Annotated in this window: 18 protein-coding genes and 1 tRNA gene; 12 read left to right on the top strand and 7 right to left on the bottom strand. The window is 52.9% G+C overall.

Features of this window, described 5'->3' with window-relative positions:
• Positions 1-87: 87 nt before the first annotated feature.
• Positions 88-1,764: an ATP-dependent helicase gene (locus tag HCQ99_RS01950; protein ID WP_166984995.1), complete on the top strand. Its 1,677-nt coding sequence runs from the start codon at positions 88-90 to the stop codon at positions 1,762-1,764.
• Here HCQ99_RS01950 and HCQ99_RS01945 read toward each other — a convergent pair.
• Both HCQ99_RS01945 and HCQ99_RS01940 read right to left on the bottom strand, forming a co-directional pair.
• A complete protein-coding gene (locus HCQ99_RS01945) occupies positions 1,720-2,601 on the bottom strand; it encodes a hypothetical protein (protein WP_166984993.1) in 882 nt (293 codons plus the stop codon). The genes HCQ99_RS01950 and HCQ99_RS01945 overlap by 45 nt on opposite strands.
• Before the next feature lie 55 nt (positions 2,602-2,656).
• Entirely contained in the window at positions 2,657-3,991 is a 1,335-nt protein-coding gene (locus HCQ99_RS01940; protein ID WP_243854481.1) for a zinc-dependent metalloprotease, read from the bottom strand.
• A gap of 74 nt (positions 3,992-4,065) precedes the next feature.
• On the opposite strand from HCQ99_RS01940, the gene HCQ99_RS01935 reads away from it, so the two are divergent.
• From HCQ99_RS01935 to HCQ99_RS01910, 6 genes are all read left to right on the top strand, one after another.
• Entirely contained in the window at positions 4,066-5,205 is a 1,140-nt protein-coding gene (locus HCQ99_RS01935; protein WP_166984989.1) for a YlbL family protein, read from the top strand.
• 73 nt (positions 5,206-5,278) lie between these two features.
• Positions 5,279-8,332 (top strand): UPF0182 family membrane protein, encoded by a 3,054-nt coding sequence (locus HCQ99_RS01930; RefSeq protein ID WP_208317144.1) that lies wholly within the window; start codon positions 5,279-5,281, stop codon positions 8,330-8,332.
• A gap of 114 nt (positions 8,333-8,446) precedes the next feature.
• Positions 8,447-9,373 (top strand): hypothetical protein, encoded by a 927-nt coding sequence (locus tag HCQ99_RS01925; RefSeq protein WP_166984987.1) that lies wholly within the window; start codon positions 8,447-8,449, stop codon positions 9,371-9,373.
• Positions 9,374-9,423: 50 nt separating this feature from the next.
• Positions 9,424-10,662 (top strand): DUF6161 domain-containing protein, encoded by a 1,239-nt coding sequence (locus HCQ99_RS01920; RefSeq protein WP_166984986.1) that lies wholly within the window; start codon positions 9,424-9,426, stop codon positions 10,660-10,662.
• Between the two features lie 484 nt (positions 10,663-11,146).
• On the top strand, positions 11,147-12,793 hold the full coding sequence (locus HCQ99_RS01915; protein WP_243854764.1) for a site-specific DNA-methyltransferase: 1,647 nt from the start codon (positions 11,147-11,149) through the stop codon (positions 12,791-12,793).
• Positions 12,794-12,808: 15 nt separating this feature from the next.
• Complete coding sequence (locus HCQ99_RS01910; RefSeq protein WP_166984984.1) at positions 12,809-15,781, top strand: restriction endonuclease; 2,973 nt, start codon at positions 12,809-12,811, stop codon at positions 15,779-15,781.
• A 24-nt stretch (positions 15,782-15,805) separates the two neighbouring features.
• Here the strand turns inward: HCQ99_RS01910 and HCQ99_RS01905 are convergent, their stop codons facing one another.
• Positions 15,806-16,159 carry a hypothetical protein gene (locus HCQ99_RS01905; protein ID WP_166984982.1) on the bottom strand — a complete coding sequence of 118 codons (354 nt, stop codon included), beginning with the start codon at positions 16,157-16,159 and terminating at the stop codon, positions 15,806-15,808.
• Between the two features lie 29 nt (positions 16,160-16,188).
• A complete protein-coding gene (locus HCQ99_RS01900; RefSeq protein ID WP_166984980.1) occupies positions 16,189-16,830 on the bottom strand; it encodes a hypothetical protein in 642 nt (213 codons plus the stop codon).
• Between the two features lie 313 nt (positions 16,831-17,143).
• On the opposite strand from HCQ99_RS01900, the gene HCQ99_RS01895 reads away from it, so the two are divergent.
• The gene (locus tag HCQ99_RS01895) at positions 17,144-17,353 is read left to right on the top strand and encodes a hypothetical protein (protein ID WP_166984978.1); all 210 of its coding nucleotides are present in this window, start codon (positions 17,144-17,146) and stop codon (positions 17,351-17,353) included.
• 82 nt (positions 17,354-17,435) lie between these two features.
• Here the strand turns inward: HCQ99_RS01895 and HCQ99_RS01890 are convergent.
• Positions 17,436-17,509, bottom strand: a tRNA-Met gene (locus HCQ99_RS01890).
• 146 nt (positions 17,510-17,655) lie between these two features.
• Between HCQ99_RS01890 and HCQ99_RS07020 the strand changes: the two genes are divergently transcribed.
• Both HCQ99_RS07020 and HCQ99_RS01880 read left to right on the top strand, forming a co-directional pair.
• A complete protein-coding gene (locus tag HCQ99_RS07020) occupies positions 17,656-19,191 on the top strand; it encodes a S1C family serine protease (protein WP_166984976.1) in 1,536 nt (511 codons plus the stop codon).
• Between the two features lie 32 nt (positions 19,192-19,223).
• Entirely contained in the window at positions 19,224-21,680 is a 2,457-nt protein-coding gene (locus HCQ99_RS01880) for a CDP-glycerol glycerophosphotransferase family protein (protein WP_166984974.1), read from the top strand.
• Here the strand turns inward: HCQ99_RS01880 and HCQ99_RS01875 are convergent.
• A complete protein-coding gene (locus tag HCQ99_RS01875) occupies positions 21,615-22,661 on the bottom strand; it encodes a glycosyltransferase family 2 protein (protein ID WP_243854763.1) in 1,047 nt (348 codons plus the stop codon). The genes HCQ99_RS01880 and HCQ99_RS01875 overlap by 66 nt on opposite strands.
• A gap of 88 nt (positions 22,662-22,749) precedes the next feature.
• On the opposite strand from HCQ99_RS01875, the gene HCQ99_RS01870 reads away from it, so the two are divergent.
• A complete protein-coding gene (locus HCQ99_RS01870; protein WP_166984973.1) occupies positions 22,750-24,369 on the top strand; it encodes a stealth family protein in 1,620 nt (539 codons plus the stop codon).
• An 18-nt stretch (positions 24,370-24,387) separates the two neighbouring features.
• Positions 24,388-24,660, top strand: coding sequence for a DUF3039 domain-containing protein (locus tag HCQ99_RS01865; RefSeq protein ID WP_166984972.1), 273 nt, complete (start codon positions 24,388-24,390; stop codon positions 24,658-24,660).
• Between the two features lie 138 nt (positions 24,661-24,798).
• On the opposite strand, the gene HCQ99_RS01860 is transcribed toward HCQ99_RS01865, so the two are convergent.
• A complete protein-coding gene (locus HCQ99_RS01860; RefSeq protein WP_166984971.1) occupies positions 24,799-26,124 on the bottom strand; it encodes a nicotinate phosphoribosyltransferase in 1,326 nt (441 codons plus the stop codon).
• Positions 26,125-26,129 lie beyond the last annotated feature (5 nt).

Raw genomic sequence — 26,129 nt, 5'->3', positions numbered from 1 at the left:
AACTGCCTTCCTGAGTGACCATCTAGGCACGCCATGGCAGAGCCTGAAAACAGGCTTTTGTTTAATTAGATAGCCTAAGGAGGCAGGGTGACATTAAACCCCGAAGACATTCTGCGCTCACTCGATGAATCTCAGCGTGCTGTTGCGAAACAGCTAATCGGGCCTGTTGTGGTGCGTGCGGGTGCTGGATCCGGTAAAACACGAGCGATAACACACCGGATTGCCTATGGGGTGCAGACCGGAGTCTATGCCGCAGAGCATGTTTTAGCGATCACATACACGCGCAAGGCGATGCTCGAGATGAAACACCGTCTCCGCTCTTTGGGGATCACCGGGGTGACTGTGAATACGATCCATGCGGAGGCTATGCAGCAGCTGGCTGCCGGCTGGCACAAAACGACAAACTCTTCGCTGCCCGAGCTGATTCTCAACAATCAACCGCTGCTTCAGGAGGTTGCTGTTGAGCAGGGGCTCGCGGTTAATGAGACAAGCCTTGAAAGATTGGCTGAAGAGGTCGACTACCGGAAGGTGTCGCTGCTCACCATCGAAGAATATGCGGCACACGCTACCGCGACCGACCGGTTGCGGGGAGATCTTGATGTGGCTGATGTGTTGCGCGTCATGCAGGCTTATGAAGATCGCAAACTTGAACAGCGGTTAATGGACTGGAATGATGTGCTTAGTTTGACAGCTGGAATGCTGTTGCACGATCCGCAGCTGCTCGGTGAGGTGCACAAGAAGTATCGGTTTTTTACTGTTGATGAGTTTCAAGATATTTCTCCGCTGCAGTACGAGCTGCTTAATATCTGGCTTGGCGATAGGGAAAATATTTGTGTGGTTGGTGACGCGAGCCAAACTATCTACTCGTTCTCTGGCGCAAATCAGCGTTTCCTGCTTGATTTTGGCAGGGAGCATCCCTTGGCCCAGGAGTTTCTGCTGCAGCAAAACTATCGCTCGGCAGCAGAAATTGTTACCAGCGCAAACACTCTAATTGCGGATCGGCCCGGCGCTCTCACCCTCAGTGCTGTGCGCGGGCGCAGCGGCTACCCGGTGCGTGGGGCGGTGTTTGAAACTCGCAGTGAGGAAGTGCAGGCTGTTTTGACAGCGATCAGCGCTGACCTTAAAAGCGGCATAAAACCCAGCGAGATAGCGATCTTGGCGCGCACCAGCTTTGATCTCACAGAGTTTGCGGCGGCGCTTAGGGCAAACGGGATTGCGTGCGAGACAAAAACTGATATACCGTTCTTCTCTGCCCAAGAGATTATGAAGTTTACCGCTCTTTTGCAGCAGTACAGCAGTCATGCGCATGCGGATTCACCGGCGCACACCGAGAGGTTGCTTGCGGAAATAATGCATGCGGTATCGGGCAGCACCAAAACGCCGGAGTCTATTCGCCTTACTGCCGTTCTGGGAGAGTTTGAGCGGTTGGCGGGTGAGAGCCGGGTTTCTTTGAATGCGTTTCGAAAACATTTAAATGAGTTAGAGAATGCGGGTCTGAGCCCCGCGATGGAGCAGGTGCGTTTGCTCACAATTCACGCTGCGAAGGGTCTAGAGTGGTCTCGCGTTTATTTAGTTAACGCAACAGACAGCAGCCTGCCAAATCGGCGGGCGCACAGCAAGCAGGCGGTTGCGGAAGAGCGACGTCTAGCCTATGTTGCAATAACTAGAGCCAGAGATGTGCTTAGAATTTCACTCGCCCAAGAGGGGCAGGAAAAGCCGTCACGTTTTCTGCGTGAGGCAAAGATTCCCGTCTCTTACTTCTAGTGGGCTGTCACTGCACAAACAATCAGGGTTTGCTGTAATCTCTTGCGCTTCGGCAAAAAGTGGGGGCGGCGAGGTGAAATCAAAAACATACTGTTTGCTGCCAACCGTGCTGGCTGCGCCGCCAAGCGCGGCCTGACAGAGCTGCGCAACGGTGGGGGCAATCAGGGCGATGCTCAGCGGAGATTCAGTGAGCGGTTTGCGGCTCATAAGCTGCGCTGCGAGAAGCGGTTTTTCGGGATCTGCCGCAACTCGACTGTGCTCTAGACAGCTGACACACGGGAAACCGAGTTTATTAATTGTGGGGCCGATTCTGATGTCACAGTCAGCGAAAATAACCGGCAAAACCGGTCTTGCTAACTGTTCCTTGGCATCAGCATTTGTTTTGGTCAGCAGATATCTGCTGAGCTTAATGCACACCTGGGGATCCTCATTAACAACGCGCAGCCCGAGACCCTCCAAAGCCGACTGTAAGAGTTTGACGGTTTGTGCGCCGTCAGCGTGCGACAGTGGCGCTGCTGCAATGCTAACCCTGCAGCCGTGCGGTAGCAGCTCTTCGAGGTTTGTGTCCGGCAGGTCAGGCAATCTATCAAGCACAGGGGAGAGCAGCTGCAGAAGCTCTGTGAGCTCTTCCCTGCCCACACCCTGCCGAGCGGCGTGACGTTCGATGGTAGCGAGGCTTGCCCCCTGCAAAAGCAGAGATATAACGCTTTCTATTGCCGTTGTCATGTTGCCCATAATCAACTGCGGGGAGCTGAAACCAAATCTTAACGATTTTGGCGTAAGCCAAGCTGCGGCAAACAGTGGGCTGATCCGTAAAAAGTCTGTGCTGAGATACATGCATAACAGTATTCAGTGCTATTTTTACGAATTAACGGTTGTTAACAGCTGTTAACTAGCGGTCAAAGTCACCGCGTAACAGTTTGCGTAGATCGTCATCCAGATCGTTTTCTGCTGTGGCGGCACCCGCACCCCCACCAAGGCCGAGCCGTTCAAGCAGCGCCCCGTGATTTTCCACCTCAGCGATGGTCGGCAGCAGATCCGGGTGATCCCACAGACTGTCACGCAGCTGAATATCACCGCGGTCAGCAATCAGAGCCCAAAGCTCACAAGCCTCACGCAGTTTGCGCGGCCGCAACTCCAAACCAACTAGCGTGCCAAACACCTGTTCAGCAGGCCCACCGACAGCACTCTTCCGCCGAATCATTTCAGCAATTGCTGGCGCCGCAGGCAAATTCTTGGTGGCGGCATCTGTTACCGCATCAACCCAACCACCGATGAGAGCCAGCATATGCCCGAGACGCGCGAGCGCCTGCTCCTGCTGCTCTGTGCGCGGCGGAATTAGCGCCCCCGAGCTCAATAGCTCATTAACACCCTCAGGGTGTGCAGGATCAAAATCGTGCGCCAGATCCTGCAATTGAGAGGTGTCTAGGGTGATTCCTTGCGCATATTCTGTGATCGCTGATAGAACGTGCGGGCGCAACCACTTCGCATGACGGAAGAGGCGGGCAAACGCGAGCTCCCGCACAGCTAAATAGAGCGCAATATCAGTTGTAGAAATATCTAAGTCTGCGCCAAAAAAAGTGATGTTTTCTAACACAAAAGTGCCGCCCGCGTGAGCCTCACCGCTCACAACCGGCACCGCAATATCGCCGCCAGCAAGCACCTCCTGCGCGAGTCTACCAATCACGCTCCCGAGCTGGGAGGCAAATATCGTGCCGGCAATACGCTCAAGAATTTTAGTTGCCCCACCAACCATCTCACGCATTTCTTCCGGAATCTGCTCTGCCAACGAGGCACGCATCGCTAAGGCCACCGAGTCAGCAACCGGGGCCGCAAACTGCACCCAAGTGTCAACGCTTGCGGTGACCCACTCCACCCGATCAATAACCCGGGGTGCGTGCGGGGTGGATCCAATCGCGGTCGCCTCATCAAGCCAGAGCATTGCAGGGGTTATCGCCTGCAGCAGCGCAGCCCGATACTCTTCACTGCTGGCTGCTGAAGGCTTCGTCGCCTGCGAGAGCGTCTCTAATGCGCTTTTACGGGCAACAGACCAGTCTATCCCGTCGTCAGAGTGCGATCCGCCCTGAAAAGCAGAAAAAATTTGACCGAAGAACTGCGCGCCCTCTGCGTTCACACCAGCACCCTGACCGCCCAGCATCTGCTCTAACATGCGGCGAATTTCTTCTGGATCAAAACCAAACGGATTAGATTTGTTGCCCTCGCTCAAAGCAATCCCTTCATCAAGTATTAATCTAAAACTACTAGCAGAAACACGGCGAATCCTGCTGATAGTCTGCATTTGTGAATATTGATGACACGCCAACAGCGAACGGTCAGCGGGGGCAGTCGAGCGCTAACCAGCAGCCGCTGCAAAAGACGCGCAAACGATCCCGCAAAATCTATTGGGCTGCTGGGGTCGTAGTTTTTGCCGTGCTCGCTGCTGTGACACCGGTTGACTATGTTGTGGAGCGCCCAGGCATAGTGCTAAACACTCTCGGTGAGCTCAACTCAGGCGAACCAAACGCAAAACATATGGATTTTGTGCAGGTAAAAGACGCCGCAGATGCTGCAAACACTGGCGCCTTCAACCTAGTGGCGGTCAACAGCTTCGGCAACCCCAGCTCAAAACCGACGCTGGCAAGTCTTATTCCAGCCCTGCTGGATCCGGCACAAGATATTGTGCCGATGAGTCAAATCTATCCAGAAAACACCAACTTCGACGACTATCTGCAACAGCAGCAGGCAGCAATGACCTCAGCGCAGCAAACAGCAGCGGTCGCCGCACTCAACTATCTTGGCGCAAACATTCCAGTCAAATTCGAGGTTGCAGGCTTTTTCGATAACTCGAAATTCATCGACCTTCTTAAAGAGGGCGATCAAATTCTCACAGTAAACGGCAAACCGGTCACTTCAGCGGAACAGATTAGTCAAATAATTAACAGCAGTAAGCAGGCAAACACCAAAGTAGAGGTGCTGCGCGCAGGCGAAAAACTTTCCGTCACCGCAGAAACCGTAGAGGTTGAGGGTCGAAAACTTATTGGAATCTTCACCAAAACAAATTTCGACGCCCCTGAAGAGGTCGCCTACGCTATCGAAGATATTGGCGGGCCGAGCGCCGGAGCGGTTTTCGCGCTCGCAGTGCTTGACAAGAAACTGCCCGAAGATTTGACGCACGGTCACAATATAACTGTGACCGGCACAGTTGACACCGCCGGAACAATCGGCGCGATCGGCGGTTTGAAGCAGAAAATTTATGCGGCGCAGCGAAAGGGGAGCGACTTGATGCTTTTCCCGGTGACTAACTGTCGCGATCTGCCACAGGATCTGCCAGCGGGAATCACCCTGCGCGCGGTGAAAAATCTTGATGAAGCGCTCACCGCTATTCGTGATTTTGCGAACGGTGTGAATGCTGACAGCGAAATACTCGGCTGTGAGGTTTGAACTCTCAAGACATTAGGTGTTTGCCCCGCTAGGATAGGGGCAACATTTGAATTGAAACACCTAAAGGGGAGCAATGGCTAATCCAGCACCGTCGGTAAGTGCTCGAAAAAGAAAACCTTCACCGCTACTTATCTCGGTGCTGATCGTGGGTGCCCTGGTGCTCTTATTGAGCGCCGCTGCCAACTTCTACACAGATATTTTATGGTTTACGCAGCTGGGTTTTGAGAGCGTGCTGTTCACGCAGTGGATCGCAACCGCTGTCGCATTTATAGCCGGTTTTCTTGGCATGTTTGTGCCGGTTTTCTTATCGCTTGAGATTGCATTTAGAAAGCGCCCGGTTTACGCGAAGATCTCAAATCAGATTGCACAGTATCAGCAGATTGTAGAGCCGTTACGTAAACTGCTGCGCTGGCTCTTCCCCGCATTCTTCGGTGCTATTGCCGGTTTTAACGTGGCGGCTAATTGGCGTGAAATTCTGCTGTTTATAAACAGTGAACCTACCGGGCAGACTGACGCGGTGTTTGGTCTTGACACCCAGTTCTTCATGTTCCAAGCTCCCGTTATCGTCTCGCTAATCTCCTACCTGCAGCTGGTTGTGCTTGTCTGCTTAATTGCCTCTCTTGCAGTGTCTTATGTTTACGGCGGTATCGAAATCACCGGCCGTGTTTTCCGCATCTCAAAGAGTGTGCGGATCCAGGCTCTGATCCTCGCCGCAATTTGGGTGCTGCTGACCGGCCTGCAGCACTGGATGGGGCAGTACCTTCTGCTGTCGGATAGCAGCGGGCGTTTTACCGGCCCGGGTTTTGCTGACGCTAATGCGCTGATCCCAGGTTTGCAGATTCTTGCAGGGATTGGTGTGGTCGTTGCGATCCTCTTTATCATTACCGCTAGCAACGGTAAATGGCGGGTATCGGTGATCGGTGCTGCGCTTTTTGTTGTGTCGTCGTTGGTGCTCACAACAGCAGTGCCGTGGGGTGTGCAGCAGTTCCGTGTCGGGCCAGACGAGAAGAGCCTGGAGTCAGAGTTTATTGCCCACAACATAGCCGCCACCCGCAAAGCATTCGGTCTTGAGAATGTTGAAGTGCAGCGGTATGAGGCAGTCACCAACGCTGAGGCGGGGGCGCTGCGCAACGATGCTGTCGCGGCAGCAAATATTAGGATCATGGATCCTGCTGTTGTTGCACCAACATTTGCGCAGCTGGAGCAGAGCAAGCAATACTACCGTTTCGGTAATTCTTTGAGCGTTGACCGTTACGAAATTGATGGCCGTATCGAAGACACTGTGTCTGCGCCGCGTGAAATCGATATCAGCGCGCAGGACGGTTGGTACAACCGGACGCTGGTTTACACGCACGGCTACGGTCTGGTTGCAGCTTTCGGTAATCAGCGGTCACCGGGTGGGGAGCCGGTTTTCCTTGAGAACGGCATTCCAACCAGCGGTAAGCTTGGCGAGTTTGAGCCACGCATTTACTTTGGTTTGAACTCACCCCCATACTCAATTGTTGGCGGTGAACGCGAGCACCCAATTGAGGTGGATTTCCCTGCCGATGCTGAGTCTGCTGCAGAAGCGAGTGTTGCCGAAGCTACAGAATCAAACGATGTGCAGGCTGATGCTGCAGAAGAAGCGCAGAGCGCTGATGGGGAGCGCCAGAATCTCACAATCTTTAACGGTGATGGTGGCCCGGTGCTGCATGGAATTTTTGAGAAGCTGATTTACGCGCTCAAATTCCAGTCAATGGAGCTGCTGCTTTCTGAAGCTGTTGTAGATGGATCGCAGATTCTCTATAACCGCAACCCGATGGAGCGCGTCTCAGCTGTGGCACCGTATCTCACGCTTGACCAGCATCCGTACGCCTCAGTTGTGGATGGCCGTGTGGTGTGGATCATCGACGGTTACACGACAAGCGCTAACTATCCTTACGCAAAGCAGATAAATCTTGGCAGCACTCTTGTTGACGCTGACAACCCGAACCAGCGCAATAATCAGACCGTAAACTACATTCGCAACGCGGTGAAAGCGACCGTTGACGCGTATGACGGCAGTGTCAAGCTTTATGCCTGGGATACAGAAGATCCGGTGCTGAAAGCATGGCAGAATATCTACCCGAACACTCTGACTAACATGTCAGAGATGAGCGCTGATCTTTTGAGCCACGTGCGCTACCCGAATGACCTGTTTAAGGTGCAGCGTGAGGTCTTAAGCGAATACCACGTGACAGACCCTGGCGCGTTCTACTCTATGGAGGATGCGTGGCGCACACCGGAAAACCCGGGCCGTGCTGCTGCGGCTGGAGCTGCTACCGAGATTGATCCTGCAACAGGTGAGCCGGTGCAGGGCCGTGCTGCTACTCCAGCACAGCCGCCCTACTATTTGACGCTGTCTGCGGGGCCTGACGCTGACCCGAGCTTCTCGATTTATTCGACCTATATTCCGAATCAGACGGGCGCTAATGCCCGCGATATTCTGACCGGCTATCTTGCCGCTGATGCAAACGCGGGCACCGGTCAAGACGGTGTGGTGAATGAAAACTACGGCAAACTGCGACTTTTGGTTTTGCCGAAGGGATCGACTATTAACGGCCCGGGTCAGGTGCAGAACAGCTTCAACACCGACCCAGAAGTGTCACGTGTTTTGAACATTCTGCGGCAGGGTGAAACCGATGTGATCAGCGGCAACCTGCTGACCCTGCCGGTTGGTGGTGGCCTGCTGTATGTGCAGCCGGTCTATGTGCAGGGTAAGTCGCGCGGCTTCCCGCTGCTGCAAAAGGTGCTGGTGTCATTTGGTGACAAAATTGCCTTCGAGAATACGCTTGATGAGGCGCTCGATAAGCTCTTTGGCGGCAACTCTGGTGTTGCAGCGGGGGACGCAACGGTTGCAGCTGAAGCTACCGACCCTGTTGCCGATGAGGCAGGCAGCGATGCTGGCGCAAGTGAGAGCGGCACTACCGATGCGGCAGGCAGCAGCCCGACGGTGGAAGCTAACTCGCTTGCTGAGGCGCTAGCTGAAATGCAAAAGGCGCTCTCGGATCGCGACGCGGCCATGAAGGCGGGGGATTGGAGCGCTTACGGCGCAGCTGATGCCCGGCTTAAGGCAGCGCTTGAAAAAGCACTGACGCTGAGTGAGTAGGCGTTAAACTCGCGCACTATGCTATCTGTGAGGTAACACCTGCTGAAACTGATTCGAAAGGGAATGCATGAGCCAGCTTGATGTGAAGAAACAGGTTGACCACCAAACTTCAACATGACCATCAATGATTTCAAGGGTAAAGGTGATTCTAATAGCGTGGCCTACGAGGTCAGAGTCGTTCCGCCACCGCGCACGCTCGCAACTAAAGAGATTACGCACCACTACGAGTTGATTGAAAAAGACCCTTCTGAGCCGGTCAAATTCGACCTCGAACACCTGGATCTTGAGAGATACCTGGTCAAGGTTCACGGGATCGCCACGCTGCGGCGTGAGCAGGCTGCTAAGTCGCGTACGGATACTTCTCTCAATGATTCACGGCAGTTCAGTGAATTGACCCTGGTGGCTGAGGGTGCAAGGTATCTCAACATGAAAGCGCTGGACGTTAAACGCTATCTCGGTGCGTCGGTTGATGGAATGGGGAAGATTATCGAGATAGTCTCGACCTACAACGAGGTCTTCTACGATGTGATCATTCCTGGCCTGTTTAACCACCTGTGGGAAGTGCGTTCCACCCAAGAAATTAACGATCGCGAAGTCGTGCTCCTCAAAGCCCCCAAGGATGCCGACTGCTACACGTTCCGTGCGAAACCAGGGCTCGTTATCACTCAATACAGTTCTACGCTTAGCAAAGATGAAAAATCCAAGACTTTCCACGCTGACACCTACTGCTTAGATTCCAAGCCCGAGCGGGAATGCTTCTCGCAATACTACGACCCCGACTCCCAGCGTATCCGTTCCTACTACCCGGACCTTCTGGCCAAGATGACAGACGGTTCATACCAGCTTATCGAGGTCAAGGATGACAACAAGATCTACGACCGCATCGTCAAGGCCAAAGCCAAAGCGGCCACAGAAGTAGATACCGCCTCCAACATCGAATACATCATGTACGCCGGTAGTTACCTAATGAACAGCAACGTGCTCACAGATACCGATGATTCAGATTCGATTTTGAAGCTCAACGAAAGGGTGCCTTTCTGATGCATATGGGTAGGTTTAACTGTCTGATGCAACGGAAGTTCCGATTTCGTTTGGAGATCGACAAAGAGCTTTCGATCGACTGCTCATCTATGGAAATCACCTATTCTGAGTTGAAAACCATCACCCGGCAGAACATCGATGCGCTTCAGAAGTACGCGGATGCCTCAGCCGATTATGTAATAGAATCCTGGCTAAAAATTAACGAGTGCATCAAACAGCTAATCGAGGCTGCACGTGAATTTCAACTACCGGAAGAAGAAGACCAAAACGAGGAACAAGTCTGGATAGAGCTCAAGAGGATCATCAAGGAGACATTCAGCCCCGTAGGAACTATCTACGAGCCTACCGATGAGAAAATAAAAGACGGTATGAGCCTCGGGATTGAAAGTCCCTGCATCTCAGACAAAGGCTACGAGCAAATCTCATTCTTCCTTGATCATCTTCTCAAAGAGAAGGAACGACGAGGTTGGGAGATTGAATTTGCGGATTCCTTGACTCGTTACATCAAATACTCGAACGAGCCGAGGTACCTGTTCCAGGACAGTCACCCAAGTAACTTGGATGCAGCCGAACACCTAGCACTTCTCTACTCCCTAGAAGAGGAGTTTGCGCAGAGGAACTTCCAATGGAAGGACGTGGCTGAAGCTGTAACGCCACTACGTAAGGAGGTTGAATCTTCCCGTAGGCTCCTCGAGGGGACTAGCAGAGACTTTTGGTCGCAAATTCAAGTCCAAGAAAACCGAATGGAAGACTACAAAACTTCCGTCGATAAATGGATATCACAAAAAGAGGACTCCATAAAAAATCTCGAGAGAGTGTATAACGAAAAACTCGCTCTGGCTAAACCCAAAGAACACTGGGACTCTCGCGCCAAGCAAGAGGCCAAAAACACTAAAAAATGGGCGAAATGCACGGCCATCGTGACAGGGTTGGCAGTAGTGCTTTCAACCGCAGCGATTGTCACCCTGTACAGTTTCGAAATGCCTAAAATCCCGTTCCTCTCAACATCTTTTATCGCTATCGCGCTCATTACCTTCATGGTTTATTTGGTAAGAGTGTTTGTGAAGATCACCTTGTCGAGCCGTCACCTACAGATGGCGTATGAACAGAAATCCGCACTTACTTACTTCTACCTCTCACTCGGGAAGCATGAAGGCGAACTTACCGAAGAGGAACGAGTACTGGTCATTCAGTCATTGTTCACTCCAGTAGAGACGGGTCTGGTCAAGTCATCAGAACTCCCAGATTTCAATGCAGCCCTCGCGCTTATCACAAAACGTGTCAACTAGAAGTCGTTAAGCTCAGGCTGCCGATCCCTCCCGTGCTTTACCCACACTGGTAGCTCTGGAGCAGTATGCAGATTAATTCATATCATCAACAACACGCTATGACCAAAGAAGGCCACCGGGTCTCTGTCGGCCTATCTTAGAGCAATGGAGCAATCAATGTCTGACAGGATCAACCAAATTCCCAAAACCACACCAGACTTCACCACAGAAGCAGGGAAGAAACTCGCCGAGCTTTTCCCGGAAATAGTTGCAGACGGCAAGATTAATCTGGATAAGCTGAAATTGCTACTATCTTGCGGGGGGGGGGGACCTCGAAGATGGCCCCGAGCGTTTTGGCCTGACTTGGCCGGGTAAACGTCAAGCTATCCGCGCTGCGCAAACACCCACCACGGCTACACTCGCGCCAGATAAAGAAAACTCCATAAATTGGGACGAGGCCCAAAACATTTTCATCGAGGGCGACAACCTCGAAGTGCTCAAGATCTTGCAGAAGCACTACTACGGCAAGATCAAAATGATCTACATCGACCCGCCATACAACACGGGGAACGACTTCGTTTACAACGATAACTACGCTGACTCGATCGGCTCCTACCTCGAACTCACTGGACAAATCGACGGCGATGGAAAACTCTCCACTAACTCCGAGTCAGCTGGACGCTTCCACTCCAGCTGGCTCAATATGATGTACCCGCGCCTGAAGCTCGCAAGGAATCTACTTACTCCTGATGGTGCGGTTTTCATTTCGATCGATGAAGCCGAAATCGGAAATTTGAAGCAGATTTGTAATGAGGTTTTCGGGGAAAATAACCTGATTGGTTCGATAATATGGGCTGCTGGACGCAAGAACGATTCCAAGTTTATCTCGGCCTCACACGAGTACATTCTGTGCTATGCACGGAGTAAGAGCGTTCTATTAGAGAATGGCATCACGTGGAAGGTGCGGAAGAAGGGGCTTGACGCTATTTACGTGGCAGTTGAAAAGTTCGTCCGTGAATCTGGTGGTGACTATGATGTTTCCTCGGCGGCTCTTAAAGCTTGGTACAAGAGCCTTGCTGATGGAGATGCTTCTAAGAAGCACAAGCACTACTCGCGGATAGATGAGCGTGGTGTCTACTTCCCAGGTGATATTTCGTGGCCGGGCGGTGGTGGACCTACGTACGAGGTATTACACCCTGTTACCGGTCAACCAGTGAAGGTTCCTTCTAGAGGTTGGAGGTTCCAGAAGGATGTAATGAATCAACATATTGAAGATAATCGAGTGCTGTTTGGTGCGACTGAAGACGCAGTTCCGACGTTCAAGAGGTATCTCAAAGATACTGAACTCGAAGTTCCATATAGCGTCTTTTACCAAGACGGGCGTGCTGCAACAAAACGCTTGACTAGTCTGATGGGCAGTAAAGTTTTCGACTTTCCAAAGGATGAGTACGTTCTTCAGACTCTCCTTGCAATGACAACTGAAAACCACGACATCGTCCTCGATTTCTTCGCTGGCTCTGGCACCACTGCGCATGCGGTGATGCAACTGAATGCGGAGGATGGTGGGAGCCGCAGGTGTATTTCGGTTCAGCTCCCAGAACCAACGAGTGAGAAGTCCGAGGCGCGTAAGGCTGGGTACTCCACTATCTCTGAGATTACTCGGGAGCGTATTCGTCGAGCGGGTATGAAGATCATCGAGGAAGAATCTGCCAAGCTGGACGGTCAGGCACTAGATGTTGGTTTCCGAGCATACAAGCTGGTGGATACCAACTTCACGAAGTGGAAGGTTGATTCTGACCTATCCGAGGATGAGCTCACGAGCTTGTTTACAAATTTTGAAGATTCTGCGAATGATGGCGCCCTCCCGGAGGCTTTACTTACTGAGGTGCTGTTGAAACTCGGGTTTTCGCTTACGGAGAAGATCGAGTCCATTGAAGTTGCTGGTTTGAGCGTGTTCAGTGTTGCATATGGCCTGGTAATGGCCTACCTCGATGAGCAGACCCAGCCGACCTTGGATCAGTTGCGTGCGCTTGTAGCACTGGAGCCTGAGCGGCTCGTGATCCTTGATGATGCGTTTCATGGCAATGACGAGTTGAAAACGAACCTGGTTCAGGAATGCCGTGCGCACAATGTTGATCTGTGGACGGCGTAAGGCGAGGACGGAAATATGCGATTCCAGTTTGACCCACGCCAGCCCTACCAGACCAGCGCGATCGAGGCCGTCACCGACTTGTTCGATGGGCAACCAGTCGACGCTGCTCAACTGTTGACTAGATTTCAATATGCCCCGTCTTTACTGCAGTCTGCCCCCGATCTTCCTGATTTAAGTGATGCGATAGGTTTTGACGTCTTTGAGGAGATTGGCGCTTATGGCAACAACCTCGTTTTGAACGAGGACACGATTCTACAGAACCTGCAACGCGTGCAGGATAGGAACGGCTTAGAAATAGGCAACAGCCTGGTAGACGGCCTGCAGTTTGATATTGAGATGGAAACCGGTACGGGTAAGACGTATGTCTATCTGCGGACCGCGTTCGAGCTGGCCACGAAGTATAGGTTCAACAAGTTTATTATTCTGGTGCCGTCGGTGGCGATCCGTGAGGGCGTGAAGACCAGCATCGAATTGATGCGCGAGCACTTCCGTCACCTATACCCGCAGATCAATATGGACTACACGGTGTATTCGGGTGATCATGCTGAAGAAGTGCGTGACTTTGCTACGGCTACCTCTTTGCAGTTCATGGTGATGACGATCGATTCGATTAGGGGAGATAAGAACACCCGTATTATTCATCAGCAGCGCGATAAGCTCTCTGGCTTACGCCCACTGGATTTTTTGCAGGCCACACACCCTGTGGTGATTATGGATGAGCCGCAGAACATGGAGTCTTTGCTGGCTCAGTCTGCCGTGGCGGATCTGAATCCGATGTGTACGCTGCGATATTCGGCCACGCATCGCACGACCCGTAACGTGGTGTACCGGCTTGATCCGCTCGATGCTCACCGGTTGGAGCTGGTGAAGAAGATTGTTGTTTCGGATGCCCAGGAGCTTGGTAGTGCGGCCAAACCGTATGTGAAGCTGCTAGGGGTCAAGCGTGATCCGAGCTTTAAGGCTAGCTTGGAACTGATCTGTTGTAAGAAGGATGGTTCTTATACAAAGCGTAAGGTCAGCGCTACTCAGGGTGCTGACCTGGAGCGAATCTCCGGTGGTAACCCGGCCTATGAAGGCAACTGGCGAATCAATGAGATCAGCGTGACGCCCGAGCAGATCGAGTTGAGTAACTACGGTTACCTGCGTGTTGGTGAAGAAATCGGCGGCAATCAGAATGCTGTTTTTCAGGCAATGATTCGTGAAACTGTGCGCGAGCACATCCGTAAACAGGAGCAGGTGCACTCCCAAGGGATCAAAGTATTGTCATTGTTCTTCATCGACAAGGTTGCCTCCTATCTGGGTGAGGGAGTGAACAACCTCGATGCGAATGGCGATTTCGCTGCATGGTTTGACACCGCCTACCGGGAGGAACGAGACAAGAATCCTGCTTCACACGTGTTTTTGCCTGCTGATCCAGTTGCAGCCCGTTCTGGGTATTTCGCGCAGATGAAGAGCGGTAAGGGCAAAACTGCGCGGATAACGTTCAAAGATTCCTCGGGTAAGACCAAAGCTGATGATGATGCCTATGAGTTAATCATGAAAGATAAGGCTCGTTTGCTGGATATGGGTGAGCCGGTGCGATTCATTTTCTCGCACTCTGCGCTGCGTGAGGGCTGGGATAATCCAAACGTGTTCCAGATCTGCACGCTGCGTGACATGTCCACGGAGACCGAGCGTCGTCAGACGATTGGGCGCGGACTGCGCCTGCCGGTGAACCAAGCTGGTGAGCGGGTCAAGGATGCGGGTATTGCGCAGTTGACGGTGGTGGCGAACGAATCTTATGCGGCGTTTGCATCCGCGTTGCAAGACGAATATAAACGCGCTGGTGTTGCGGTTGGTTACGTTCGCAAAACCGAGTTTGCTGAACTACCTGTGGTCGAGGGCGATAAAGAATCTCGTCTTGGCACTCGCCGATCAGCCCAGATTTGGAGGTGCCTACACGAGCGCGGGTATATCAACGATGATGGTGAGGTCCTGGATACTTGGGTGCCTGACCGCCTTGGCTTTACTGTTGGTTTGCCTGAAGAGTATGCAGCCTATGAAGCAGAGGTCATTGATCTGGTCGAGCGGTGCAAGATCGAAATGCTTATTAAGCCGAAACGTCAGCGGGTGGTTCGGTCCCTGAACAAACAGGTCTATGCTACTGCAGAATTTGAAGAGTTTTGGGAGAGGATCACCTCCCGCACAACCTATCGCGTGAACCTTGATCGCACGGATTTGGTGCAGCGTTGTGTAGCGCGTATCAAAGACGCCCCGCAGATCGATCCGATCCGTATTCAAGTGACCCGTACGGGCTTGGAGCTGACCCGTGGCGGCCCGAAGGGCTCGATTCTTGGGTCTCGTGACGAAGTGCTTAAAGAGGCTTATCCGCTGCCGGACATTGTCGGCCAGCTTCAGGAGTCCACCTCGCTGACCCGTAAGACCATTATTGACATCCTGTTGGGCTCTGGGCGTGTGGCTGAGTTTCTGAGTAACCCGAATGACTTTATCAAGATGGTCACCGGCTGTGTTGAGACTGAGCTTGCGCACACTCTGATCGATGGGATCCAGTATGAGCCGATCGGCGGCAGTATCTATGAGCTTCGTGAACTGCAAGCGGACGGACTCGAAGAGAAGGACCGTTTCATTGATCAGTTGTACAGAGTGACCAATAAAGAGAAGACAGATTTTGATTACGTGGTCTTTGACTCGGCGGTGGAGAAGCAGTTCGCCCAATATTTGGATGGGCGCGAGGACATCAAGCTGTTCATGAAACTGCCCGACAAGTTCCGTATTCCCACTCCGGTTGGGGACTATAACCCAGACTGGGCGATCATCAAGATTGAAGATGGCAGTGAACACTTGTATTTGGTGCGTGAGACGAAATCGAGTCAAGATCCGTCAAAGCGTCGTCCGAGCGAGAATGCGAAGATCAAGGCCGCGATGAAACACTTTGATGCTATCGGTGTGGGCTACATGGTGAGTGCTCCTGATCGTTGGGAAATCTAGGAGACGAATGCGTGTTGCAGCGCTTTAGGTGTAACCGGAACCTTTCGACGCAGTACGCGCTCTTTCAGTCAGAACCCAGATTGTCATCGTGGCAATACCGACAATCACAATCAAAGCTGGAGCAAATGAGGCTCGAGTGGCGCCCACTGCATACAAGGCAAGCAGAGCTAGAATTCCTCGCAATGCTGTGCTAGCAGCAATCTTCTGGCGACGTACGCCAAGGAGAAGGTATGTAAGCATGCCGATGATAAACAAGCCGTGAATCCCATAGAAAATAATGGGATACTCCAAGTCGAACCGTTCACGCATCTCAGTGCTAGCTGCCAACGCAAAACCACACATAATAGCGAAACTTATAATCTTGTGTTTCAACTTCATGGTGATCGCCTCCTCTCACAAAAGAACAGTTACTCAATCGCAACCGTCAAAGGTGGGAAGTCCCACTGCGGATAGAAGGCGACACCTTTGCCCTGGGCTAATGCTCCAGTGATTTTCAGTGCCAAGGCGATAAAGAACCCAGTACCAAGAAGAGCTACACCGCCACCGATAATACTGCCGACAGGGCCACCCATCAGTGACGAAACTCCTACGAACGCAGCCGCAAGAGCTTCAGGCCCTGCCTCTGCGGCTATTGCGAGTGCAGCAAACGCTCCTGCTTTCAGATCCTCATTCGAAATGTAGAAACGAGCGGAGCGTTCAGCATAGACACCTACTGGAGGTGCTGGCGGCTTGTAGGTGCCAGCCAAGATCTCCCGAAAATCTGCGACTTGCGCACTAGTGAAACCATAATCGGTAACTAGCTGCGCGTCGGTGAGTGTGGTGGTCAACGACCGGCCATCGGAGCCGAACTTCAGATAACTGCTGATATCAACGATCTTGCACAGCAGTTCACTGTCTGCCCATGTGTTATGGAGAGTTTCAACCGTACACACCACCTGGTTGTTAGGAACTTCAATTTCAGCAGCAGATGCAGGCGTAATTCCCACAAACGTCAGAGCAGTCGTAACAGTCAGACCCACCAGTGGGAGGGCGATTTTCTGGATAGTCATGCTTTTCTCCTTTCACATGATTCCAGAATCTGGGATAGTAAGCATGGACGAATGAGATTAGATCAAAAATCTCAAACACAGATAGAGCAGGATTCTCTACCTAGTTCTACAGCACTTCCCATAGGCGCCTCCGCTTGATCCGCTGCGGCAGTCAAACACCGGCTAACGTCGATCTTTGACGTAACTTGCACGCTCAAGCCTACTCGTGGTAAAGCAGTCTTGCAAAACTTGTAGCGGTGCTCTATAGATCAATAGTCCTCGCTCGTCATACACGGAGTGCGCCGGCGGCCAGTTTGTGAGATAAGCTCCGGGTATGAGGGAAAAAAGAATTTCACAGCCCGGCTTCTACGCTCGTCTGGCTATCGGCATCTGCATTGGCGCGCTCGCAGGCGTAGTGCTTGGGTACATTACTGACGACCACAATTTTTGGCTTATAGTCGGCTTAAGCCTGGGCTTTGTCTACGCATTCGTAACTGAAGGAGCTAAACGAGTTAACAAGGGTAAAAATAAGCACGAAAGCTAAGAGGGATCCTTCAGAAGTCATCCATTGCCTCATTTGGGTAAAACAAAACCCGGTATCAACTCGCCTAGATACCGGGTTTTAGTTGCGGGGACAGGATTTGAACCTGCGACCTCCGGGTTATGAGCCCGGCGAGCTACCGAACTGCTCCACCCCGCGGCACAAGAATTAACTATACATTTGTTTTTAACGCAACGCAAATTCTTGATGTGAAGCAAAATTTTGGGAGATACAAATCTAATTCATAGATAAGAGTTGGAGTATAAGAGCAGCAGTAATCGAATTATCGAGAAAGCGTAAGAATCGTGAATGATGATGAGCAGCTAAACACTGAAGCAGATCGCGTTGCACTGAATGACAGTCTGTCTCACAACGAGCGCGCAGACGCAGCCGTGGAGGGCTTCAAGCAGCAGAATCAGCTTGAGCAACAGACTCAGCAAGACCAGGAAGCTCAGCAGGATCAGCAGAATCAGCTGGAGCAGTATGGCCAGCAGACCCAGCAGGATCAACAAGTGCAGCAGGGCCAGGGTGACCGGCAGGAGTTACCCACAGCGATATACGCACCACCGGTAAACACTGCCGTTCTGCACGAGACGCCGCCGTCTGATCCGCAAGAGCTGCAAGAACAGCAAGCACCGAAAGAACCGAAATCGAAAAATAGGGGAGGGGTGCTGCTCCTTTCCGGCCTCCTGATTGGCGGTCTGATTGGCGGTGTCAGCGGCGGCGTTGTGGCCGCAAACGTTGTCGGAAACAACACCGGCAGCGCGAGCACCGGCGTCAGCGCCGTCAAGATCTCTAACCCTGATACCGCAACCGTCGTTTCTGCCGTTGCGGCACAGCGTGTTGAAAGCGTTGTAACACTGCAGGTGCGGGGTCAACGATCCGGCGGCAGCGGCTCGGGTGTTGTCTATTCGCGCGATGGATACATTGTCACAAACGCGCATGTGGTGCTTGCAGAGCCTGGCAACATGCGCCCCGATATCACCGTGCGCTTTGCCGACGGCAAACTGCTGAAGGGTGAGCTTGTTGGCGTTGATCCGCTCGCTGACTTAGCGGTTGTGAAGGTGAAAGCTGACAACCTGAAACCGATCCCGCTGGCAGACTCAAACGCCACCAACGTCGGCGATGTAACCGTTGCAATCGGTGCGCCTTTGGAGCTCAACAGCACTGTAACCAGCGGCGTTGTCAGCGCTGTTAACCGCGGCATCTCTGTCGCCAATTCACTTGTCGAAGACGGCCGCCGCGCACCGGAAGATAACGGTGATAGCGAACGCAACAGCCCGTTCGACTTCTATCTGCAGCCGCCACCGGAGCAGCAGCAAACCCCACGAGCTGACGCAAGCCGGGTCACCCTGCCCGTTATCCAAACCGATGCCTCGATCAACCCCGGCAACTCTGGCGGTGCGCTGTTAAACACAGAAGGTGAACTCATCGGCATAAACGTCGCAATCGCATCAACGCGATCCTCCGAGACAACAGCGGGCTCGGTTGGCTTGGGCTTTGCGATCCCCGCAAACCTTGTAAAGCGAGTTGTTGACGGGCTGATCGCGGGCGAAAAACCAACCCATGGGCTGTTGGGTGCGAGCGTTAGCGATGCTGCACAGACGCAGGGGGCCACCCACGCGGGCGGTTACGTCGCTGAAGTTGTGCCAGATTCTGCTGCAGCAAAAGCAGGGATCCGCGCCGGTGATGTGATCACAGCGGTGGAGGGCATTCCGGCAGCAGACGGCACCGCGGTATCCGCCTTGGTGCGGATGCATCCCGGTGGCGCTGAGCTCAATCTCACAGTGCTTAGAAACGGTAAGCCGCAAGACGTTAAAGTAACACTCGGCACACTCTAAGCACAAAGATTTTCGGGATAGAATTACTCGGTATGACGGGGTCTGCAACAAAGTTTGATTTTGCCACTGGCAATTTCTTAAAACTGTTGCGGATCCCGCTCTATTTTTTCGGGTTTCTGCTCTGTTTACTGATTCCCCGCGATAAAGAACGCTGGGTTTTTGCTTCCGCAGCCGGTTTCGGTGAGGGCGCAAGACCGTTAGCTGAAAAACTGCGCGAGCAGCACGCCGAAGCAAAAATCACCTGGCTGGCAGCAGATAAAACCGTGCAACAAGATATCGAGCAGCACGGCTTTAGCGCGGTTTTACAAAAAAGCTGGGCTGGATTTTGGGCCACCGCACGCGCCGGGCAGGTGATCGTGACCCACGGGTTGGGCGATGCAAACCGCTACGGAATTTTTGGTGCGCGGGTTGTGCAACTCTGGCACGGAGCTCCTCTCAAAAAACTCCACCTGGACAGCAGCGCAACAACTAAGCTCGGCGCCCCCGCCATCTTCAAACAGCTCCTGAACCGCATGTATCGCTTCGGAGCGGCAACCGTTGACCTCTATGTTGCAGGATCCTACACCGCAGCAACCAGGCTGCGCACCGCCTTCCGCGTGCTGCCGGGCAGGGTGCAAATTCTTGGAGACCCGCGGCACGATCCGCTCATAAAAATTTTGCGTGATGCTGCGACGCTAGCAGAACAGCGCAATCAGTTGCTTGCTGCGTTAGAGGGTGCGGATCGAGGGCGCGTGGCCGCAACCGACTGGGTGCTGTATGCGCCAACTTGGCGTGACGGCGAGGCAGACCCCGGAGTGCCGACCCAGGAAGAAGCAAAACAGCTTGCCGCGTTTGCCGAGCAGTGCGGGGTAACCGTTTTTGTCAGGCCCCATCCACTCGCTGTGGGAGACTATTGCCATCTTGCAGAGCACCCAGAGATAGTGCTTTTAACAGCCGACAGGGTGCGAGATTTAACCCCGCAGCTGGGGCAGTTTGCTGCTGTGGTGACAGACTATTCTTCTGTCGCGCTTGACTTCTCACTGACCGAACGCCCGATTGTGTGGTTTGCGCCTGATGTTGCGCGATACTCGAAAACAAGGGGGCTCTATGAGCCGTTTTCGGTCACAACAGACGGTCGCTTTGTCACCAGCTGGGAGGCGTGCACGGCAGCACTGCAGCAGATTTTCACCGACCGCAAAGCACGCTCGCTAGCTGCGCAGGCTACTGTGCGACTGCGCTCAAGGTTTCATAAATACAGTGACGGCTGTGCGTCTGAGCGGGTGATTCAAGCTATCTATGAGCTGCGCACCCCGCTAGCAGATATGGTGCCTGAAAACGCAGTCTATTTTGAGAGCTTCTACGGCAAACAGGCCTCAGACAATCCCTTAGCGTTAGACCGTGAGATCGCAGCAACACTGCCGCAGGTGCCGCGTTTCTGGGCGATTGCCGATGAGACGGTGAGTGTGCCCGCGGGCGCGACCCCGGTGATGATCGGATCCCGCCTCTGGGTTGCAGCACGCAAACACGCGAAACTTTTAATAGTGAACGATTGGCTGCGGTTTAATTTCAAGCGCGGCAAACAGCAGACAGTGCTGCAAACCTGGCACGGCACAATGCTGAAAAAACTCGCTCTTGCGCGCGACGACACAACGCTACGGTCGCGAATTGCTGTGCATCGTGAATCGCGCCGCTGGTCACTTTTGCTGTCACAGAACCCACACTCAAGCGAGCAATTTAGAAGCTCTTACGCATATCGTGGTGAGATTCTTGCGAGCGGTTATCCGCGGGTTGATGTCTTAGCGAATGCCGTTTTGCTGCAGGGGCAAAAACGGCAGGTGAATCCGGTGGTGCGGCGTGCCGCGCGGGAGCGTCTCGGTGTGCGCACCAGGTTTGTTGTCTCATATATTCCAACCTGGCGGGCAAACGGTGCTGCGGTGCGGCTGTTAGATGCTGACGAGCTGTCGCAGTCACTGGGCGAAGAGTGGACGATCCTACTGCGCGGGCACACCAGATCTGCAAAAGGCATGCAACCGGCTGCATCTGGAAACTCAGATACCGCAGCTATTGTGCAAGATACTTCTAACCACGCTGACTTAAACGATGTTTTGCTCGCCTCTGACATTGTGATCACCGACTATTCATCCGTCATGTTTGATGCGAGCGTTGCCGGGCTGCCGCAGATTTACTTCGTGCCCGATAAAAACACGTATTTACAGCAGGAGCGCGGGTTCACATTTGACTTTGATGCTGTCGCTCCAGGGCCGCAGCTAACCAAAACCTCCCAGGTGGCTGCAGCACTTAGAGAGTATGCGGTTTTAGGTGAAAAGGCTGCCTGGATTGTTGCGCACGAAGCGCAGCTAACAGCGTGGCGGGCACGGTTTAACCCGTGGGATGACGGCGCCGCAGCTAGTAGGGTGGTGGCTGAATTGCAGCAGCGCAGCGCACTACCGCAAACGGGAACGGTCAACGCTGGATCCGCCCCCGAACAGAAAACCACGCCAAAACCCTAAACCCCAGCTCAAATGCATAACAGGCAGCGCACTCAGACGCAGCAGCGCCGCGCGTATATTCTGCGGCCGCATTGTGAAAACAGCAAAAATCAGCCCGAGCAGATAGCTGACAGGAAGAGCCAAACCCAAAAACAGCAGTGTCAGATTACCGTTATTAGTAAAACCGACCCCGCCAATAACAGTGATAATCGCTGAAAAGAGGAGCGCCGCAACCAGCAGACCTGGCGCAAAGAAACGGGCCGGGTGTTCAGAAAGATAGCGGCGCATAATCACCGCACGCCACACACCGGTCGCCCAAAACTGCTTCGCCAGCGCACGAAAACTGTCTCTCGGGTAGTAGGTCACTTTCAGCTGCGGATCAAACCAAACTTTTTCACCCAAGTTTCTAATGCGCCGATTAAGCTCCCAATCTTCGCCGCGCAGAATTGTCTCGTCAAAACCGCCCGCCTGCACAGCAGCTGCACGGTTAAAAACTCCAAGATAGGCTGATTCTGCCTTCCCAGCCGGCGCCTCACCGTGATACACCCCGCCACCGAGACCGAACGGGCTGTTGTAGCAGTCTGCAATCGCCTGCTGTTTTTTAGTGCGGCCAGCAGCCCGCATAACACCGCCGATGTTTGCAGCCCCGGTGCGTAGGAGCTCAGTGACCGCCCGCTCAACATAGCCGGAATTTAGTTTAGAGTGTGCGTCAACCCTGACAATAACACTGTGTTTGGCAGCATTAAACCCAAGATTTAGGGCGGCCGGAATATGGTTAGTGGGGTTGTTGATGAGGCGGATCTGCGGGTGCTTTTCTGCCAGCTCTGCTGCCAAAGCGGTTGTTCCGTCAGTGGAGTTGCCGAGCACAAGCAGCAGCTCAAACTCGTTTGGATAGTTTTGCGCAAAAATGCTTGCGACAGCTTCAGCAATATAAGCTGCTTCGTTTAACACCGGCATAACAAAAGAAACCGGCGGGAGCATCAGCGAGGCTGCAGGAGTCACCCCTCAATTTTGGCACGAAACAACACTCTAAGTTATTTCAAAAGCCCAGGGTCTAGCATTGAGGGGATACAGTGTTAGGAGTTTCTTTTTGAGCATCAAGTCTCGTTTGCGCATGTGGGCGGCACGCAACCTTTCTGAACAGCAGAAACGACAGATTAGAGAAATCACGAGTCTCGCATTTCTGTCAGATCGCGCGAAAGTTGTTACCGAATTTGGCAAAAAGCACCCGGTGCACAGTTTTGATGCGTTCAAAAATATTGCCGCCGATCTAGAGTTTTTGCGAGGCACTCTAAAAAAGCACGATATTGAGTGGGCTGAGCTGCCGGCAGATAAACTGCTGCGCACGAATCTGGTTATCGCTGATCGCGACCTAGAAAAGTTTGTGACAGCCGTGCGGCCGCTCGCAGAAACTGGCGCATGGAGCATTCGCGCTGTGCTGAAGCAGGGTTTTCAGGTCAGCATCACAAACCAGAGGCTAAAACTAGCAGAAGTGCAGTCTATTATCTGCCGCAGTCACCATTTTGCGCCCTCTGGCAGGCAGCTTTCTACCGCTGCGGAACAGATTATTGTTGAGCCGTGGCGCATCGCATCAGACGGCGAGTTTCGTGCAGACGGAAACACACACCTGCCTGGCACTTTGATCCGCAAAATACCTTTGCGAAACACCCTATTAGAATACTTAACCCCGGCAGCCTGGCAGCGGGCGCAAGAGCACCCCGAGCATCGTGTGTTGCATGAGTTTCCGCACATGTATGAGATTACCCAGCCGATTGATGTGGTTTACACGTGGGTTGACGGCAACGATCCTGCCTGGGCTGCCCGCAAACAGGAAGCACTTGGTGGTGTCGCTAGCGAGAATTTTAACTCAACCGCCCTAAATCAGTCGCGCTTCCAGTCGCGTGACGAACTGCGCTACTCGCTGCGGTCACTGGAATACTATGCGAGCTGGGTCAACCATATTTACATTGTTACCGACCAGCAGATACCGAGTTGGTTAAACACAGAGCATCCAAAAATTACGGTTGTCGACCATAAAGATATTTTTTCGGATCGCAGCAAGCTGCCGGTGTTTAACTCACACGCGATTGAATCGCAGCTGCACCATATTGCAGGGTTGAGCGAACAGTATCTCTATATGAACGACGACATCGTGTTTATGCGACCGGTGGAGCCGTCTCTGTTTTTCACAGCAAATGGGCTGTCGAAGTATTTCCCCTCCAATGCTTCGCTGGATATCGATGAGCCAAGCGCACGGGATATGCCCGTGCTGTCAGCCGCAAAACGAAACAGACGCCTGCTTGAAGAAAAATACGGGCGCACAGTCACCAACAAGTTCAAACACACGCCGCATCCGCAACTAAAGTCGGTGCTAGAGCAGTTTGAAGCAGAAAACCCTGAGCTTTTTGCAGCCGTTTCAGCCTCGAAGTTTCGGCATCCGGAAGACTACTCGATTCCATCAGCTCTCTACCACTACATTGCCTATGCGCAGGGGAGAGCGATTAACAGCACCGCAATTAAATACGGCTATTTAGATATTGCAAGCGCTGATGCGGAAGAGAAACTTGCGAGCCTTTCTAAGCATCAGAAGTTGGACGTTCTCTGTCTGAACGACACCGCCACCGAACCGGAACAAATAGCGCACGTGAACGCAATCATGCATGACTTTCTCGCGGAGCGTTTCCCGCTTAAGAGCTCTTTTGAGGTTTAACCAAGTATTATTAACGACATGACTTTCAACAGCAGCACACTAGCCCCGGCAGGCGGCGCAGACGTGCTTGATCGAGAGCTTTCAGAGCTGCTCGAAGAAAAGCAGCTTGAAGACGGCGATCACGACCGTTTCTCGCACTATGTGCCAAAAGATAAGATCGTCGAGTCTGCTATCACCGGGAAACCTGTGCGGGCGCTGTGCGGCAAGAAGTGGGTGCCAAACCGCGATCCTGAAAAATTTCCTGTCTGCGCAGAATGCAAACATATTTACGAGACTGTGATTAACCCGTAACTGTTTTATTGGGCAGTCGCTAGCGGCAGAGTGCGCGTCTTAGGCACTGTCTTGCGAGATGTCGAATAGTCTGCTGCACGATAGGGCTGCGCCCAATCAGAGGGCTGTCTTAGCGCGACGCCTGCTCTGTGCTGCAGCTTAGTTGCCGATGTATTCGATTTGCAGGGCAGGATCGCCGCGCTGCAAGCTCATCGCGATCAGAGGCAGCTCTTGTAGGCGCTGTGCGTGACGCTCTCTTGCTGCTTCGAGACCTGCGGCACCAAGGTGCTCTTGATGAATGTTTCCGTCTGTGATGAGGGGGACGGTGATCTGCTCAAGATTTTCACGCCCCGGCACGCCAGCGGTGTCGGTGCCGTCTTGCGCTTGCACCTCAAACAGTTCTGCAATAGCGCGCCCGTTTTTAAACTCCCGGTAGGCAATTTTCTTACCGCCAACCGATCCTTTATTTTCAGATTTTTTAGCAACTGAAACCCACTGACCGTCGTCTCCCTGGCGCGCAACCAGCTTGTAGACCATATTCATTGTGGGGGAACCTGAGCCGGTCACAACAGATGTGCCAACACCGAAATTATCTACCGGGCTAGCGGCGAGAGCGGCAATTGTGTGCTCATCCAGATCGTTTGTGACTGTGATTTTCGTGTTTTTTGCGCCGAGGGAGTCTAGTAGTTCACGCACTCTGGCAACAACGACCGGCAGATCACCTGAGTCGATGCGCACCGCACCAAGCTCAGGGCCTGCAATTTCGATTGCGTTTTTTACTCCCTGCTCTATATCGTAGGTGTCTATTAGCAGCGTGGTTTGCGGCCCGAAAGCAGCAATCTGCGCCCGAAAAGCCTCTTCTTCGCTATCGTGCAAAAGCGTGAATGAGTGGGCTGCTGTGCCCATTGTTGGCAGACCGTAGGTGCGCCCTGCCTCAAGGTTGCTGGTTGCTGAGAAGCCCGCCAAATATGCTGCGCGTGCGGCATACACGGCGTTAATCTCACTTGTGCGACGTGAGCCCATTTCGGCCAGCGGTTTACCTTTTGCGGCTGTGTGCATACGAGATGCTGCCGTTGCGACGGCTGAATCGTAGTTCAGAATGCTTAATGCGAGCGTCTCAAGCACAACGCCCTCGGCAAAAGTTGATTCTACGGTTAAAAGTGGTGAGCCAGGAAAGAACACCTCACCCTCTGCATACCCGGTTATATTTCCGTTAAATCGGTAGTTTGCGAGCCAGTCGAGAGTTTCACTGTGCAGAAAGTTTCTGTCACGCAACCAGTTCAGCTCAGCATCGGTGTAGCGGAAGTTTTCAATTGCTGCTAGGAGCCTGCCCGTGCCCGCAAGCACACCGTATTTTCGTGCACCCGAAAGTCTGCGGGTGAAGAGTTCGAAAACACTTTTACGGTGCGCTGTGCCTGAACGCAGAGCGGCGTCAACCATTGTGAGTTCGTAGTGGTCTGTGTGGAATGCTGTCGATTTGCTCACAGTTC

The organism is Canibacter zhoujuaniae (assembly GCF_011752015.1).
Taxonomy (GTDB): domain Bacteria; phylum Actinomycetota; class Actinomycetes; order Actinomycetales; family Microbacteriaceae; genus Canibacter; species Canibacter zhoujuaniae.
The sequence above is the reverse complement of the archived record's forward strand: the minus strand, read 5'-3'. Positions and strand labels throughout refer to the sequence as shown.

Coding starts and splice junctions, on each gene's coding strand:
- HCQ99_RS01945 (WP_166984993.1), bottom strand. CDS start 2,601: ATGTATCTCAGCACAGACTTTTTACGGATCAGCCCACTGTTTGCCGCA.
- HCQ99_RS01930 (WP_208317144.1), top strand. CDS start 5,279: ATGGCTAATCCAGCACCGTCGGTAAGTGCTCGAAAAAGAAAACCTTCA.
- HCQ99_RS01925 (WP_166984987.1), top strand. CDS start 8,447: ATGACCATCAATGATTTCAAGGGTAAAGGTGATTCTAATAGCGTGGCC.
- HCQ99_RS01910 (WP_166984984.1), top strand. CDS start 12,809: ATGCGATTCCAGTTTGACCCACGCCAGCCCTACCAGACCAGCGCGATC.
- HCQ99_RS01905 (WP_166984982.1), bottom strand. CDS start 16,159: ATGAAGTTGAAACACAAGATTATAAGTTTCGCTATTATGTGTGGTTTT.
- HCQ99_RS01900 (WP_166984980.1), bottom strand. CDS start 16,830: ATGACTATCCAGAAAATCGCCCTCCCACTGGTGGGTCTGACTGTTACG.
- HCQ99_RS01895 (WP_166984978.1), top strand. CDS start 17,144: ATGAGGGAAAAAAGAATTTCACAGCCCGGCTTCTACGCTCGTCTGGCT.
- HCQ99_RS01880 (WP_166984974.1), top strand. CDS start 19,224: ATGACGGGGTCTGCAACAAAGTTTGATTTTGCCACTGGCAATTTCTTA.
- HCQ99_RS01865 (WP_166984972.1), top strand. CDS start 24,388: ATGACTTTCAACAGCAGCACACTAGCCCCGGCAGGCGGCGCAGACGTG.